At 61.8% G+C, this 14954-nt stretch carries 15 protein-coding genes; 10 read left to right on the top strand and 5 right to left on the bottom strand.

Features of this window, described 5'->3' with window-relative positions:
• Nucleotides 1-80 precede the first annotated feature (80 nt).
• Nucleotides 81-767, top strand: a complete 687-nt coding sequence (aqpZ, locus tag LQK83_RS14585; RefSeq protein ID WP_230838119.1) for an aquaporin Z — start codon at nt 81-83, stop codon at nt 765-767.
• Between the two features lie 130 nt (nt 768-897).
• Here the strand turns inward: aqpZ and LQK83_RS14580 are convergent, their stop codons facing one another.
• Both LQK83_RS14580 and LQK83_RS14575 read right to left on the bottom strand, forming a co-directional pair.
• Nucleotides 898-1035 (bottom strand): hypothetical protein, encoded by a 138-nt coding sequence (locus tag LQK83_RS14580; protein ID WP_230838118.1) that lies wholly within the window; start codon nt 1033-1035, stop codon nt 898-900.
• A 170-nt stretch (nt 1036-1205) separates the two neighbouring features.
• Nucleotides 1206-2387 carry an NAD(P)/FAD-dependent oxidoreductase gene (locus LQK83_RS14575; protein WP_269065599.1) on the bottom strand — a complete coding sequence of 394 codons (1182 nt, stop codon included), beginning with the start codon at nt 2385-2387 and terminating at the stop codon, nt 1206-1208.
• A 73-nt stretch (nt 2388-2460) separates the two neighbouring features.
• Between LQK83_RS14575 and LQK83_RS14570 the strand changes: the two genes are divergently transcribed.
• Nucleotides 2461-3897, top strand: a complete 1437-nt coding sequence (locus tag LQK83_RS14570; protein ID WP_230838117.1) for a glutamine synthetase family protein — start codon at nt 2461-2463, stop codon at nt 3895-3897.
• A gap of 111 nt (nt 3898-4008) precedes the next feature.
• Here LQK83_RS14570 and LQK83_RS14565 read toward each other — a convergent pair whose 3' ends face one another.
• Nucleotides 4009-5028, bottom strand: a complete 1020-nt coding sequence (locus tag LQK83_RS14565) for a hypothetical protein (RefSeq protein WP_230838116.1) — start codon at nt 5026-5028, stop codon at nt 4009-4011.
• Between LQK83_RS14565 and zwf the strand changes: the two genes are divergently transcribed.
• The 8 genes from zwf to LQK83_RS14525 all read left to right on the top strand — a co-directional run bounded on the left by zwf (nt 5012) and on the right by LQK83_RS14525 (nt 12179).
• Nucleotides 5012-6487 carry a glucose-6-phosphate dehydrogenase gene (gene zwf / locus LQK83_RS14560; RefSeq protein WP_230838115.1) on the top strand — a complete coding sequence of 492 codons (1476 nt, stop codon included), beginning with the start codon at nt 5012-5014 and terminating at the stop codon, nt 6485-6487. The two genes, LQK83_RS14565 and zwf, sit on opposite strands and share 17 nt — an antisense overlap.
• Nucleotides 6488-6490: 3 nt before the next feature.
• Entirely contained in the window at nt 6491-7189 is a 699-nt protein-coding gene (gene pgl, locus LQK83_RS14555; protein WP_230838114.1) for a 6-phosphogluconolactonase, read from the top strand.
• 68 nt (nt 7190-7257) lie between these two features.
• A complete protein-coding gene (edd, locus tag LQK83_RS14550; RefSeq protein ID WP_230838246.1) occupies nt 7258-9078 on the top strand; it encodes a phosphogluconate dehydratase in 1821 nt (606 codons plus the stop codon).
• Nucleotides 9079-9243: 165 nt separating this feature from the next.
• Nucleotides 9244-10599 carry a metallophosphoesterase gene (locus LQK83_RS14545; RefSeq protein WP_230838113.1) on the top strand — a complete coding sequence of 452 codons (1356 nt, stop codon included), beginning with the start codon at nt 9244-9246 and terminating at the stop codon, nt 10597-10599.
• A gap of 8 nt (nt 10600-10607) precedes the next feature.
• Entirely contained in the window at nt 10608-11093 is a 486-nt protein-coding gene (locus LQK83_RS14540; RefSeq protein ID WP_230838112.1) for a GNAT family N-acetyltransferase, read from the top strand.
• 9 nt (nt 11094-11102) lie between these two features.
• Complete coding sequence (locus LQK83_RS14535; protein WP_230838111.1) at nt 11103-11588, top strand: GNAT family N-acetyltransferase; 486 nt, start codon at nt 11103-11105, stop codon at nt 11586-11588.
• 46 nt (nt 11589-11634) lie between these two features.
• On the top strand, nt 11635-11859 hold the full coding sequence (locus LQK83_RS14530) for an antitoxin MazE family protein (protein WP_230838110.1): 225 nt from the start codon (nt 11635-11637) through the stop codon (nt 11857-11859).
• Nucleotides 11856-12179 carry a type II toxin-antitoxin system PemK/MazF family toxin gene (locus LQK83_RS14525; protein ID WP_230838109.1) on the top strand — a complete coding sequence of 108 codons (324 nt, stop codon included), beginning with the start codon at nt 11856-11858 and terminating at the stop codon, nt 12177-12179. Before LQK83_RS14530 ends, LQK83_RS14525 begins: the two co-directional genes overlap by 4 nt.
• Nucleotides 12180-12191: 12 nt before the next feature.
• Here LQK83_RS14525 and LQK83_RS14520 read toward each other — a convergent pair whose 3' ends face one another.
• Both LQK83_RS14520 and bglA read right to left on the bottom strand, forming a co-directional pair.
• A complete protein-coding gene (locus LQK83_RS14520) occupies nt 12192-13280 on the bottom strand; it encodes an ABC transporter ATP-binding protein (protein ID WP_230838108.1) in 1089 nt (362 codons plus the stop codon).
• A gap of 22 nt (nt 13281-13302) precedes the next feature.
• On the bottom strand, nt 13303-14952 hold the full coding sequence (gene bglA / locus LQK83_RS14515; RefSeq protein WP_230838107.1) for a beta-galactosidase BglA: 1650 nt from the start codon (nt 14950-14952) through the stop codon (nt 13303-13305).
• Nucleotides 14953-14954 lie beyond the last annotated feature (2 nt).

Below are 14954 nucleotides of genomic sequence, written 5' to 3'. Positions count from 1 at the left end.
TCTTGACGGCCTGCCTGCTTTCGCTGTGTTTTATCGACATTCGGCACTTTTTCGTGTCATGGGGCAAGGAGGCAAAAGACGTGAAAAACAAGCTTCTCGCGGAAGCATTCGGTACATTCTGGCTGGTTTTCGGCGGCTGCGGCAGCGCGGTTCTGGCAGCGGGCTTTCCACAACTCGGTATCGGCTTTATGGGCGTTTCCCTCGCCTTCGGCCTGACCGTTCTGACAATGGCCTATACGGTCGGCGGCATTTCCGGCGGACACTTCAACCCTGCGGTCTCTGTCGGCCTGACGGTCGCAGGTCGGCTACCCGCCTCGCAGCTCGTTCCCTACATCGTCGCGCAGGTCATCGGCGCTATCGTTGCTGCGGCTGTGCTCTATATCGTGGCGACAGGCAAAGCGGGCTTCCAGATCGGCGGCTTTGCTGCAAACGGCTATGGCGAACATTCGCCGGGCGGCTATTCGATGCTTGCCGGCCTGGTGATCGAGGTCGTTCTGACCGCCTTTTTCCTGATCATCATTCTCGGTTCGACTCATGGGCGCGCACCGGCGGGCTTTGCCCCGATTGCCATCGGCCTTGGTCTGACGCTGATCCACCTCATCTCGATCCCCGTCACCAACACATCCGTAAACCCGGCGCGCTCCACCAGTCAGGCGTTATTTGCGGGCGGCTGGGCCATCGAGCAGCTATGGCTCTTCTGGGTCGCGCCGATCGCCGGCGCGATCATCGGCGCGCTGATCTGGAAGGTCATGGGCGAGGAAGATTGAAAATAACGACAGGGTGGGCGAAAGCCCGCCCTTTTCCGGGTTGCCGGAACCAGAAAGAATTCCGCAACAACGATGGGCCATGAGCCGTCAGACCATGTCAGCCGGGCACAGGATCGGAAGCGTCGGCTGCTCAGGCAGCGATCAGCACGGCCGCGACAACAGCCAATGTGAGTGCGGAGGCAACGGTGAACTTCCAGATGCGCTGGAGTTCCTGTTCGCGGTTGACCGCTTGCGCCTTGGCGATAACTCTTGCTTTCCGACCAGCCATATCGTTTCCCCTTCCGCGCCGCGCGACAATGCAGGATTTGCATATAAGCGGCCGCATAAACGAAGCATCGTCCTGCTGTGTTAAGAAGGCGTTACTTGGCCCGGGCAGTCAAGGGGAAATAGGACTTTGGTTTCGCCAATCTTAACGATTTTACGACAACGGCGCAGAAATCACACGGCGCTGCCGGCGGCATGGCCGGAGGCCCAGGCCCATTGGAAATTATAGCCGCCGAGCCAGCCCGTCACGTCCACGCATTCGCCGATAAAATAGAGGCCTGGAGCGTGTTTTGCTTCCATGGTCTTGGAGTCGAGCTCGCGTGTATCGATGCCGCCGAGCGTCACTTCCGCCGTCCGGTAGCCCTCAGTGCCGGCCGGTTTGATCGTCCAGTTCACCACCGCCTCGGCAACCCGGGACAGAACCTTGTCGGACTGATCGGCCAGATGCCCGGGTGCACCCTGCTTGTCGGCAATGTATTTTGAAAGCCGCGCCGGCAGAATGGACGCCAGCGCCGTTGAAAGCGACTGCTTGCCATTGGCGGCGCGCGCGGACTTGAGCGCAGCCAAGACATCGACGTCCGGCTCCATGCGGATGCGAATGGCATCGCCCTCGCGCCAGACGGCCGAGATTTGCAGCACCGAAGGGCCGGAAAGGCCGCGATGTGTGAAGAGCATCGCCTCGCGGAACACAGTCTTGCCGCAGCGGATTTCCGCTTCGCACGACAGGCCCGCCAGTTCCGAAAGGTCCGATAGCAGACCTGGCTCCAGCGTGAAGGGCACAAGCGCCGGGCGTGTCTCGGTGACGCTCAGACCGAATTGTTCGGCAATCTTGTAGGCAAGGCCGGTCGCGCCCATTTTCGGGATCGACTTCCCGCCGGTTGCCACAATCAGGGCCGGCGCGGCGAAGACACCGTCCGGCGTCTCGACGCGATATTGCTCTGCCAGCTTTTCCACGCCGAGGATTTCAACGCCGGTTTTCAGTTCGGCGCCGGCTGCGCCCATTTCGGCGAGCAGCATCGCGACGATCTCCTTTGCCGAGCCGTCGCAGAACACCTGCCCCAGCGTCTTTTCATGCCAGGCGATGCGATGGGCCTCGACCAGCTTCAGAAAATCCTGCGGCGTATAGCGGGCGAGCGCCGATTTGCAGAAATGCGGATTGGCCGAATAATAGTTTTTCGGGCCGGCATCGAGATTGGTAAAGTTGCAACGGCCGCCGCCGGAGATGCGGATCTTCTCGCCCGGCATCCTTGCATGGTCGAGCACCGTGACCCGTCTCGCGCGTCTTCCGGCGGCAATGGCCGCCATCATGCCGGCGGCGCCTGCGCCGATGACGATGACATCCGAAACTTTGATCAAACTTCTTCTGCCCCCTCGCCAAACTGCGCGGAGTGTTTAATATGGCGATATTGTAAAAGCAAACCGGTGTACAATGGCCGACAAGAAGAAGTCCCCCCGCGCAACCTCGTCCAACGCATCCTCACAGGCTGTCAAGGCCGCGATCGAGTCACCTCGCGGCGTGAAGAGCTGGGCGGAAGCCGCCGCCTGGCTTCGCGCCCGCGGTATCGAAGATGTGGAATGCATCACGCCCGACCTTGCCGGCGTGCCGCGCGGCAAGATGATGCCGAGCTCGAAATTCACCTCCAACACCTCGCTGGCGCTGCCCTCCGCACTCTACCGGCACACGATCTCCGGCGAATATCCGGACGAGACGGAAAACTTCCGTTACGATTCCCGCGATAGCGACATCAAGCTGGTGCCGGACCTTTCGACGCTGACCGTCGTGCCGTGGGAGACCGATCCGACAGCGCAGGTGATCTGCGATATCGCCGGCTCCTCCGGCGACAAGGTGACCTACACGCCGCGTAACCTGCTGAAGCATATTGTCGAGCTTTATGCCGCGCAGGGCTGGCGGCCGGTCGTCGCGCCCGAAATCGAATTCTATCTCGTCGCCAAGAATGCCGACCCGGATTACCCGCTGCATCCACCGTCGGGCCGTTCGGGCCGTTCGATCGTTGGCGGTCAGGCCTATTCGATCGCCGGGGTCAACGAGTTCGACGAGCTGGTGGACGATATTTACCACTATTCGGAGAAGCAGGGCCTCGAGATCGATACGCTGATTCATGAAGAGGGTCCGGCACAGCTGGAAATCAACCTGCGTCACGGCGATCCGGTGGAACTGGCCGACCAGGTTTTCCTGTTCAAGCGCACCATTCGCGAAGCTGCCCTGAACCACGGCATCTATGCCACCTTCATGGCAAAGCCCATGCAGGGTCAGGCGGGTTCGGCCATGCATATTCATCAGTCGGTCGTGGACCTGAAGACGGGGAAGAACATCTTCTCCAAGCCCGATGGCGAGGCATCCGAGGCCTTCTTCCACTTCATCGGCGGCATGCAGCGCTATATTCCGCGCGCCATGGTGATGATGGCCCCTTACGTGAACTCCTATCGGCGTCTAACACCCGATATGGCCGCACCGCTCAACACGGCCTGGGGCTATGACAACCGCACGACGGCCTTCCGCGTGCCGGTCTCGGAACCTGCCGCGCGGCGCGTGGAAAACCGCCTTCCCGGCTCTGATGCCAATCCCTATCTGGCGCTTGCGGCCTCGCTCGCCTGCGGCTATCTCGGCATGATGCAGAAGCTCTCCCCCACGGAGCCCACTGCCGAAACAGCCAACGAAGGCGCGATCGAACTGCCCCGCGGCCTCCTGGAAGCCGTTTCGCTGCTCGAAAGCGAACCTTCGCTACACGATGTCTTCACGTCCGAATTCATCCATATTTTTGCAGGGGTGAAGCGCGGCGAGTTCGAGACCTTCATGCAGGTGATCAGCCCGTGGGAGCGGGAATTTCTGCTGCTGAACGTTTAGGCGGCGCAAGTCCGACAAGAGGTCCTGCGCTCGCCATTGCGCAAGGCGAGCGTCGCGACCGGCATCCCAAAGCGCGTACCACGAGCGGCAAGGTTGGTCTGCGCCCGACTATTATCTGTGGCTTCGCTCGTTCAGTTCCGCGCCGTCCATCAGGAAGGTCGCCTTCATGAAGAAGCGGCCCTTCACGAGCCAGGATGCGCCAAACGCCCAGAGCGCGGTCGTCTCGAAGACGAATGTCAGGCTATGCTTGTTCCATTCGGCGTCGAGACCGAACAAGCGCTTTGCGAAAAGGGCCGCCATGGACAGAAGAATGACGACGCCGCACACGAGATAGATGCCGTTTCGCATCTTTTTCGGCCGGCCGCCGGCGTCATGCGGGTTCTGCGCGCTGCGGCGCGTGAACACGCACAAGGCGCAATAGGCCAAAAAGCCAAAGAGAACGGTCGCCGAACCGAAATGCAGGTAGTCGACTCCGGGGAAAAGCTGAAAATAACCCAACGAACGCGCCTCGATCTTGTCGCCATTCGCGGCGACCGTGACATTCGCCAAGGTCCGGGCAAAAACAGCGCCCTCAGCAATGCCAGGTCCCGATGTTGGGAAAAGCGCAACCCCGTAGGCCGCCAAACCCGCCACGTTGGAGATGCAGCGCTCGCGGGGCAGCAGGCCGCGATAGGCAATCAGAAACGTGCCGATGAAAATCAGGGAGCCGACAAGAACATCGCCGAAAAATGGCATATAATAGCAATGACTGATGGACTGCCGCAGAGGCGGATTGATCAGGCACCCTACCCATAGAACGACCGGCAGAAACACCGCGACGGCACCCACGGTGGCCGCAAGGAACCGCTGATCCAGCCGCAATTCAGGCTCGGTTCTATAAATATTGCTCGACATGCACCCCATCCCCCAGGCTCGGCGAATGCCATTTATACGTGCACACTGTCGCCATAGCAACGCACTCGACGAGAAACGGCCTGAAGATTTTTTTGCGTATCGCCGCCTGGAAAGAGACGCTATTCTCCCAACGGGACCGCTTTTTTTCGCGTCGCACCCTAGCGCACTTAAATCGATTAGATTATATGTGCCTCGATCAATCTCCCAAGGATAAAGCTTCATGAGCAGCCAGATCATTCCCGTTGAGCCGTTCGATTATGTCGTCTTCGGCGGCACCGGCGACCTTGCAGAGCGCAAGCTTCTCCCCGCCCTTTATCACCGTCAGATGGCCGGGCAGTTTTCCGAACCGACCCGCATTATCGGCGCTTCGCGAACAGAAATGACGCATGACGAGTATCGGAAATTTGCGACCGATGCGCTGAAGGAACATCTGAAGCCCAGCGAACTCGACAAGGAAGGCCTGGAAAAATTCTGCGCCCGTTTGTTCTACGTCGCCGTCGATGCCAAGGCCGACAAGGGCTGGGACAAGCTGAAGGCGCTGCTGGACGAAGCCAAGGAGCGCGTCCGCGCCTTCTATCTGGCCGTCGGCCCTGCCCTGTTCGGCGACTTCTCGGAAAAGATCCGCGACCACAAGCTGATTACCAAGCAGACGCGTATCGTCGTTGAAAAGCCGATCGGGCGCGATCTTGAGTCGGCGCTGCAGCTCAACGACACGATCGGCAAGGTGTTCAAGGAAGAGCAGATATTCCGTATCGACCACTATCTCGGCAAGGAAACCGTGCAGAACCTGATGGCGCTGCGCTTTGCCAACGCGCTTTATGAGCCGCTGTGGAATGCCGAGCATATCGACCATGTACAGCTGACGGTGGCCGAATCCGTCGGCCTTGAAAGCCGCGCCGGCTACTACGACAAGGCCGGTGCGCTGCGCGACATGGTGCAGAACCATATGCTCCAGCTTCTCTGCCTTGTTGCCATGGAGCCTCCGTCGTCCATGGATCCGGAAGCGGTGCGCGACGAGAAGCTGAAGGTTCTGCGCTCGCTGAAGCCGATCACCGCGGCCAATGTCGAGAAGACGACCGTGCGCGGCCAATACAAGGCCGGCGCGTCGGCAAACGGCCCTGTGAAGGGCTATCTCGAAGAGCTGGAAGGTGGCGTATCCGATACCGAAACCTTCGTGGCGCTCAAGGCCGAGATCGGCAACTGGCGCTGGGCGGGCGTTCCCTTCTATCTGCGCACGGGCAAGCGTCTCGTCACCCGCATGTCGGAAATCGTCATCACCTTCAAGCCGGTTCCGCACTCGATCTTCGATGAGGCTGCGGGGCGCATTTCCGCCAACCAGCTCGTCATCCGCCTGCAGCCGGACGAAGGCGTCAAGCAGTGGCTGATGATCAAGGATCCGGGTCCGGGCGGCATGCGCCTGCGCCACGTTCCGCTCGACATGACCTTCGCGCAGGCCTTCGAAGTGCGCAATCCGGATGCCTATGAACGCCTGCTGCTCGACGTCATCCGCAACAACCAGACGCTGTTCATGCGCCGCGACGAAGTCGAGGCGGCATGGCGTTGGGTCGATCCGATCCTGAAGGCCTGGGACGAGACCGGGCAGAAATGCCAGAGCTACACGGCCGGCACCTGGGGTCCGAGCCAGGCGATCGCGCTGATCGAGCGCGACGGCCGCACCTGGCACGAGGGAGAATAAGCGATGGCGTTCAGCCGCAAGGATTTCGAAAACGGAGCGGCTTTGGCGGAAGGGCTGGCGGCGCGTGTCGCCACCGCCCTCTCCGACGCGATTGCGGCGCGCGGCGCGGCGAGCATCGCCGTGTCCGGCGGCTCGACGCCCAAGGCTTTCTTCAAGGTTCTCTCAGGCAAGGATATTGCCTGGGACAAGGTGACGATCACGCTGGTCGACGAGCGTTTCGTGCCCGCCGATAATCCGCGTTCCAACCACAAGCTGGCGAACGAGTTCCTGCTGATCGGAAAGACGGCGGCCGCGACGTTTGTTCCGCTCTACCATCCGGCCGAAACGGCCGAGGCAGCGGCAGCGGATGCGACGCGCGAAACGGCCGCCATCTCCAATCCGTTCGATGTCGCAATCCTCGGCATGGGCAATGACGGGCACACAGCCTCGTTCTTTCCCGGCGGCAATCATCTGACCGAGGCGCTGGACGCCAATCGTCCGCGCGGCATCCTGACCATGGAAGCGGATGGTGCCGGCGAGCCGCGCCTGACCTTCTCCTTCTCCGCGCTTCAGGATGCGCGCCTTCTGGCCCTGCATATCGAGGGCGCCGAAAAAGCCTCCGTTCTGGAAAAGGCATTGAGCGGCACGGACGAGGCCGAGATGCCGATCCGCGCCGTGCTGAACCGGGCGACCTCCCCGGTCGAGATTTACTGGGCACCCTGACCTCAACAGAGAGAGCCCATCAACCCGTAAGGACGAAAGGCAGGACGCCCATGTCTGCTAACACAAAGATGTCTGCGAACAGCAAGATTTCCGCCATCACGCAACGCATCGTCGAGCGCTCGAAGCCGACGCGCGGGCTCTATCTGGAGCGCATCACGGCTGCGGCGCAAAAGGGCGTGCATCGCTCGGTTCTCGGCTGCGCCAATCTCGCGCACGGCTTTGCGGTCTGTTCCCCCTCGGAGAAGGCAGCGCTGGCGGGTGACGTCGTGCCGAACCTCGGGATCATCACCGCCTATAACGACATGCTCTCTGCCCATCAGCCCTTCGAGACTTATCCGGCGCTGATCCGCGAAGCGGCGCGCGAAGCCGGCGGCGTGGCGCAGGTGGCAGGCGGCGTGCCGGCCATGTGCGATGGCGTGACACAGGGCCAGCCTGGCATGGAGCTGTCGCTGTTTTCGCGCGACCTGATCGCGATGGCCGCAGGCGTCGGCCTGTCGCACAACATGTTCGACGCGGTCGTCTATCTCGGCGTCTGCGACAAGATCGTGCCTGGCCTTGCCATGGCGGCGCTGACCTTCGGACACCTGCCGGCGATCTTTGTCCCCGCCGGCCCCATGACCTCGGGCCTGCCGAATGACGAGAAATCGCGCGTGCGCCAGCTTTATGCAGAAGGCAAGGTCGGCCGCGAGGAACTGCTGGAGGCGGAATCCAAGTCCTATCACGGCCCCGGCACCTGCACCTTCTACGGCACGGCCAATTCCAACCAGATGCTGATGGAAATCATGGGCTTCCACATGCCCGGCGCCTCCTTCATCAATCCGGGTACGCCTCTGCGCGATGCCCTGACGAAGGAAGCAGCGAAGCGCGCGCTGGCGATCACCGCACAGGGCAATGAATTCACCCCCGCCGGCGAGATGATCGACGAGCGCTCCATCGTCAACGGCGTTGTCGGTCTGCATGCCACGGGCGGCTCGACCAACCACACGCTGCATCTTCTGGCGATTGCCAAGGCGGCGGGCATCCAGCTGACCTGGGAAGACATATCCGACCTCTCCGACGTCGTGCCGCTGCTCGCCCGCGTCTATCCGAACGGTCTGGCAGACGTGAACCATTTCCACGCCGCCGGCGGCATGGGTTTCCTGATCAAGGAACTGCTGAAAGAGGGCATGCTGCACGACGACGTGCGCACCGTCTTCGGCCAGGGCCTTGAGGCCTACACGATCGAACCGCGCCTCGGCGAGGACGGGAACGTCATCCGCGAAAAGGCCCCGGATGTCAGCCACGACCCGAAAGTCCTCGCGACGATCGACAAGCCGTTCCAGGCGAATGGCGGGCTGAAGATGCTCACCGGCAATCTCGGCAAGGCGGTGATCAAGATCTCCGCCGTCAAGCCGGAGCGTCATGTCATCGAAGCGCCAGCCATCGTCTTCAACGATCAAGCCGAGCTGCAACAGGCCTTCAAGGATGGCAAGCTGGAGCGCGATTTCGTCGCCGTCGTCCGCTTCCAGGGCCCGAAGGCCAACGGCATGCCCGAACTGCACAAGCTGACGCCGCCGCTCGGCGTTCTGCAGGATCGCGGCTTCAAGGTGGCGCTGGTCACCGACGGCCGCATGTCGGGCGCATCGGGCAAGGTGCCCGCCGCCATCCACATGACGCCGGAAGCCGTCAGCGGCGGGGCGATCGCCAAGGTGCGCGACGGCGACATGATCCGGCTTGATGCTGTCAACGGCACGGTCGAAGTTCTGGTGGATGCGGCGGAATTCGATGCCCGTCCGGCGGCGACGGCCGATCTCTCCGCCAATGAATACGGCATGGGTCGCGAGCTCTTCGCGCCCTTCCGCGCCATGGTGGGTGCGGCCGATCAGGGCGCGAGTGTCGTCTTCAACTGACCTTTGTCAACCGGGGCCGCGTCTGCCGCCCCGGTTCTTTTCCCGCGTCACATTCATGTAGCATGGCATTGTTAGGCAAGGGCATCCAGCCTCTTGTTCTGACGCAATTCCTGATGAAAACTCCATCACGTTTTCTGGGAACTGCCCAAAAAGGAATTGCCTATCATGTTGCTGAACCGTCGCGTTGTTCTGGGAATGATTTCCTCGACCGCCCTCCTCCCGTTCGTAAGCCTGCCGGTTGCGGCAGCCGAACAGGGCGTCGATTTCATCATCCTGTCGGATCTGCATTCGGCCTATGAGCGGATGGCGCAGCTGCTGCTGGCGATCCAGTCGCGCGTGTCGGCTGCCAAGCGCCCGCAGGTCATCCTCTTCAACGGCGACCTTTTCGAAAGCGGCAATGTCGTTGCAACGCGCTCCGCCGGCGAGGCCGACTGGGCTTTCCTCGGCACGCTTGCCAAGCTTGCCCCCACCGTCTTCAACCTCGGCAATCACGAGCCCGACCTTGATAACGATCTCGCGCATTTCGTCGAGCGCGCCAAAGGCCTCGGCGTGACCGTTCTCAGCAACATCCAGGACAAGCGCACTGGCAAGCCTTACACGGAAGCCTCCGCGACGCTGAAGGCCGGCGACACCACGCTCAATATCGCAGCATTGGGCGTCAACGCCCTCGGCACCTATCCGAAGGCGACGCGCGAGATGATCGTGGTCCCGGAGCCGGTCGAATGGGCCAAGACCAACCTGCCGGCCATGTTGAAGAAAGACGGTATCAACATCGTGATGAGCCATGCCGGCGTCGTGCCGGACCGCGACATCCTGCCGATGCTGCCGGATGGCACGCTGATGATCGGCGGCCATGACCACCTGACGCTCGTCCACGAGGCCGGCAAGACCCGGTATCTGCATACCGGGTCCTGGGGCTCGCTACTGACCATCGCTTCCGTCGCTGCACCCGGCGACGCGGCGAAGATCGCGCGTGTGGCCATCGACCGCGACGGCCCGGCTGCCGAAGATCTGAAGGCTGTCATCGCCAAGGTTCTCGCCGCCAACCTCAAGGATGAGGACAAGGCCGTAGTCGCAAAGACCGCCAAGGCGCAGACGCTCGGGGAAACCGCCCGCTTTGCCGCCTCGGCAATAGCTGCCAAGGTCGGTGCGGATATCGGCTTCATCGGCCACACCTCGTTCGGCACCGGCCTGCCGAAGGGCGACGTCACGCGCTTCGACTACAACGCCGCCGTCCGCTTTGAAGGCAAGATCATGAAGGCGGAGGTCGATGCGGCAACGCTTGCCGAAATCCTGAAGCGCTGCAACCAGGATGGCGATGTGCCGCTGTCGGTCCGTACCGGCGACTTCCTCTATGCCGTGCCGGACAAGACGAGCGACAAGAAGACCTACACAATCGCCTGCAACGACTGGTCGGCGATCAACCGCAAGGCCTATTTCGGCCGCGAGGATCTCGCCTTCACCGAAGTGCCGGACCTGAAGCTGAAGCCGCTGGTGCTTGAAGCACTCGCCAAGGCCTGAGACCGGCCGTGACGATCCGCGCGGCAAACGAGGCTGACATTCCCGCCATCATCGAAATCGAGCGGACGCCCGGTTTCGAACAGTTCTTCGGCTGGTTTTCGGAGGATGAGCATCGCGCCCATCTGACCGATCCCGACTGCCGGGTACTGGTCCTGGACGAAGGCGGCATCGTCGAGGGCTTTGCCCTGCTGCGCGGATTTGTTGGCGGCGAAGGCAGCATTCGCCTGAACAGGCTTGCCGCCCGCACGCCGGGCAAGGGCGCGGGACAGCAGCTGCTCGATCACGCCAAGGCGATTGCCTTCGCGGAGCCCGCTACGCAACGCTTCTGGCTGCGGGTCGCCGAGACGAACAGCCGGGCGCGACATGTCTATGAACGCAACGGCTTTGTCCTCGAAGGCCGGCTGCCTGCGGGTGGAAAGTCGATCTCCGGCCAGCCGGTCGATATTGCGCTTTACGGGCTTTTGCGCGAGGTTTGGCAGTTCGAATTCGCGTGAGACTGCCACATGCTGATACGCCCGGCTACAGAGGCTGATATTCCCGCCATCATGGACATCGAGCGGACGGAAGGCTTCGACGCCTATGTCGGCCGCTCGGAGCGCGCGCAGCACGAGGCGCTGATGGCGATAGCCGACACCCGCTATATCATGCTGGAAGACGAGACGGGACCTGTTGGCTTCGCTATCCTGCAGGGCGCGGGCACGGCCAATGGCATTGTCTATCTTAAGCGCATCGCTATTCGTTCGCCGGGTAAGGGTCTTGGCAAGTGGTTCCTCTCCGAGCTGATCCGGCTGTCCTTCGAGGCCTATGGAGCGGAGAAGTTCTGGCTGGATGCCTTCGAGACAAATGAACGGGCGCGGCATGTCTATGCGTCCTGCGGCCTGCAGCATGACGGTGTGCTGCGGGAGCATTATCCGTTGCCAGATGGGACGCGGGCGAATTTGGTGGTGATGTCACTGTTGAAGCGGGAGTGGATCAGCGCCTTGACCTGAGACGAAGAGACGCCTATGTTACATGTAACAAATGGAAGGTGATGTCATGGGTCTGTCGACAAGAGAGCGAGTCAAAAAGCGCCGGGATGCGCTTCGCGATGCCGGGCTGCGGCCGGTGCAGATTTGGGTTCCTGATGCACGGCGCGCTGGCTTTGATGAAGAGTGCCGCCGTCAGTCAGCCCTTGTTGCGAAGGCCGACAGGGCGGATCATGACCTGAACGACTTCATGGATGCAGCGCTTGTATCCATCCTTTCGGATGAAGATGCATGAAGCGGGGCGATCTTGTTACGGTTGCCGTTCCGGGTGACTTAGGCAAGCCCCGCCCCGCTCTCGTTGTCCAGTCCGACCGTTTCGATGAGAGCGCTTCCGTTACGGTTCTTCTCATTTCAAGTACCTTGGTGGACGCACCACTGATACGCCCAACATTGGAGCCGACCGAGACAAACGGGCTGCGCAAGCCATCTCAGGTCATGGTCGATAAAATCATGACCGTGAAGCGCGACAAGCTCGGCCAGCAATTTGGCTGCCTCGAAGACGAGGATATGCTTCGAGTGACCCGGTCGCTGGCGATTTTTCTCGGAATTGCGTGAGGGGAGTCCCCCTCAACGCCGATACGTCTTCCCGTTCGCGTCGAACAGATGCAGCTTCGAGCCTTCCGCGGCCAGACGGACCAACTGACCCTTCCGGATATCGACGATGCCCGGCAGCTTGGCAATCAGCGGCTCGCCGTCCGTCAGGTCTTCGAGGTAGAGCAGCGTGACTTCGCCGAGCGCTTCGACGATATCGACTGTGCCTTCGAAGAGATAGTTGTCGCCGGTGGTCAGTGTCAGGTCTTCCGGGCGGACGCCGAAGCTGGCTGACTTGCCCTTTTCGCTTGCGGCCGTCGCAATCGGGAGCGAGACCGTGCTGCCGCCGGGGAGCGAGACGCGGGTCTGGTCGCCGGCCTCATCGATCTTGACCGGCACGATGTTCATGGCCGGTGAGCCGATGAACTGGGCGACGAAGAGGTTGGCGGGGCGCTCATAGAGTTCGAGCGGCGGGCCGACCTGTTCGATGTGACCGGCGGAGAGAACCACGATGCGGTCGGCGAGTGTCATGGCCTCGACCTGGTCGTGGGTCACGTAGATCATCGTCGTGTCGGCCATCTGCTCGTTGAGCTTGGCGATCTCGATGCGGGTGGCGACGCGGAGCGCCGCGTCGAGGTTGGACAGCGGCTCATCGAAAAGGAAGACCTTGGGGTTGCGGCAGATGGCGCGGCCGATGGCGACGCGCTGGCGCTGGCCGCCGGAAAGCGCCTTGGGCAGGCGCTCCAGATAGGGGCCGAGCTGGAGGATATCGGCGGCGGCGCGGACGCGGCGGTCGATTTCCTCCTTGCTTTCCTTGGCGATCCGCATGCCGAAGGCCATGTTGTCATAGACCGTCATGTGCGGATAGAGCGCATAGGACTGGAAGACCATGGCGATGCCGCGTCGTGCCGGCGGCACTTCGTTGACGCGCTGACCATCAATGATCATCTCGCCGCCGGTGATCTCCTCAAGCCCGGCGATCATGCGAAGCAATGTAGACTTTCCGCAGCCCGAGGGGCCGACGAAGACGACGAACTCGCCCTGCTTGATTTCCAGATCGACGCCCTTGATGACGTCGATTGCGCCGTAGGACTTGCGGATGTCCTTCAGAACCACACCTGCCATGCCCTGTCCTCCCTCTCTATCTTTACTGCACGCGGGCGAAGAATGCGCCCCAGGCCGGAAGCACGATCTGCTCGCCGGTCACGCTTGCCTCGAACCCATGTCCCGTCAGTGTTTCCAGCGTGCCTGCCGGTTTTGCCACCGTTTCCGGGCCGGACGACATGTTGAAGTAGCAGACGATGGTTTCGTTGCCGAGCTTGCGCTCGAAGCCAAGAACCGCGCCGTCTTCCAGCGTGAAGGCGATCTCGCCCTTGGCGAAGGCCGGGTGCTCCTTGCGGAAAGCGAGGAAGCGGGCATATTGCTTCATCACCGAGGCTTCGTCGCCCGCTTCGGCCGCGACCGACAGCGGCAGATGTTCCGGCGGCACCGGCAGCCACGGCTTGGCGGTCGAGAAGCCACCGAAGTTCGAACCATCCCAGACCATCGGCGTGCGGCAGCCATCGCGACCCTTGAATTCCGGCCAGAACTGGATGCCGTAGGGGTCCTGCAGGTCTTCGAACTGGAGGTCCGCTTCCGGCAGGCCGAGTTCCTCGCCCTGGTAGATGCAGGCCGAACCGCGCAGCGTCAGCAGCAGGGCGTTCAGCATCTTGGCATAACCATGCTTGTCGGAAATGCCGTCGCCCCAGCGGGTGATGTGGCGCACGACGTCGTGGTTGGAGAAGGCCCAGCAGGCCCAGCCTTCAGGGGCGGCCGTCTCAAAGGCGCGCTGAACGTCTGCCACGAATTTCGGGTTCAGCTTTTCGGGTGCCAGGAATTCGAAGGCGTAGCACATCTGCATCTTGTCGCCGCCGGACGTGTATTCGCCGGCGATCTCGAGACCGCGCTGGCTGTCGCCCACTTCGCCGACGGCGGCGATGTCCTGATAATCGTTCATGACGGCGCGCAGGCGCTTCAGGAATTCCAGGTTCTCCGGACGGTTCTTGTCGTAGAGATGTTCCTGGTGGTTATAGGGGTTGACGGCCGGCGCGGTGTTGGCGTTGCGGCGCTCGGGCGGCAGGCCCGGATTGCTGCGCAATTCCTTGTCGTGGAAATAGAAGTTGATCGTGTCGAGGCGGAAGCCGTCGACGCCGCGTTCCAGCCAGAAGCGGGCGACGTCGAGCAGCGCGTTCTGCACATCCGGATTGTGGAAGTTCAGGTCGGGCTGCGAGGTCAGGAAGTTGTGCAGATAATACTGGCAACGGCCCGGGTCCCAGGCCCAGGCGGAGCCGCCGAAGATGGACAGCCAGTTGTTCGGCGGCGTACCGTCATCCTTGGGATCGACCCAGACATACCAGTCGGCCTTTTCATTATCCTTGCTGGCCGAGCTTTCGATGAACCACGGATGCTGATCGGACGTGTGCGAGATGACGAGGTCGATCATCACGCGCAGCTTGAGGCGATGGGCTTCTTCGATCATCGCGTCGAAATCGGCGATCGTCCCGAAGATCGGGTCGATGTCGATATAGTTCGACACGTCGTAGCCGAAATCCTTCATCGGCGACTTGAAGAAGGGCGAAATCCAGATCGCGTCCGCGCCAAGCTCGGCAATATGCGACAGGCGGCCGGTGATGCCCTTGAGATCGCCCACGCCATCGCCATTCGAGTCCTGATAGGAACGCGGGTAGATCTGATAGATCACCGCGCCGCGCCACCAGTCTGCGTCGGGAACGAGATTGCCTCTGAGTGTCTGGTTCATGA

This window comes from Rhizobium sp. C1, from assembly GCF_021026335.1.
In the GTDB taxonomy this organism is placed as follows: Bacteria; Pseudomonadota; Alphaproteobacteria; order Rhizobiales; family Rhizobiaceae; genus Ensifer_A.
Note: the sequence above shows the minus strand (reverse complement) of the source record. Positions and strands in the feature narration are given on the sequence as shown.

Bases quoted from the DNA above. Each gene is read 5' to 3' on its own strand.
- edd (WP_230838246.1), top strand. From the start codon at position 7,258: ATGTCTGCGAACAGCAAGATTTCCGCCATCACGCAACGCATCGTCGAG.
- bglA (WP_230838107.1), bottom strand. From the start codon at position 14,952: ATGAACCAGACACTCAGAGGCAATCTCGTTCCCGACGCAGACTGGTGG.
- LQK83_RS14570 (WP_230838117.1), top strand. From the start codon at position 2,461: ATGGCCGACAAGAAGAAGTCCCCCCGCGCAACCTCGTCCAACGCATCC.
- zwf (WP_230838115.1), top strand. From the start codon at position 5,012: ATGAGCAGCCAGATCATTCCCGTTGAGCCGTTCGATTATGTCGTCTTC.
- LQK83_RS14565 (WP_230838116.1), bottom strand. From the start codon at position 5,028: ATGATCTGGCTGCTCATGAAGCTTTATCCTTGGGAGATTGATCGAGGC.
- pgl (WP_230838114.1), top strand. From the start codon at position 6,491: ATGGCGTTCAGCCGCAAGGATTTCGAAAACGGAGCGGCTTTGGCGGAA.
- LQK83_RS14520 (WP_230838108.1), bottom strand. From the start codon at position 13,280: ATGGCAGGTGTGGTTCTGAAGGACATCCGCAAGTCCTACGGCGCAATC.
- LQK83_RS14530 (WP_230838110.1), top strand. From the start codon at position 11,635: ATGGGTCTGTCGACAAGAGAGCGAGTCAAAAAGCGCCGGGATGCGCTT.
- LQK83_RS14545 (WP_230838113.1), top strand. From the start codon at position 9,244: ATGTTGCTGAACCGTCGCGTTGTTCTGGGAATGATTTCCTCGACCGCC.
- LQK83_RS14580 (WP_230838118.1), bottom strand. From the start codon at position 1,035: ATGGCTGGTCGGAAAGCAAGAGTTATCGCCAAGGCGCAAGCGGTCAAC.
- LQK83_RS14525 (WP_230838109.1), top strand. From the start codon at position 11,856: ATGAAGCGGGGCGATCTTGTTACGGTTGCCGTTCCGGGTGACTTAGGC.
- LQK83_RS14535 (WP_230838111.1), top strand. From the start codon at position 11,103: ATGCTGATACGCCCGGCTACAGAGGCTGATATTCCCGCCATCATGGAC.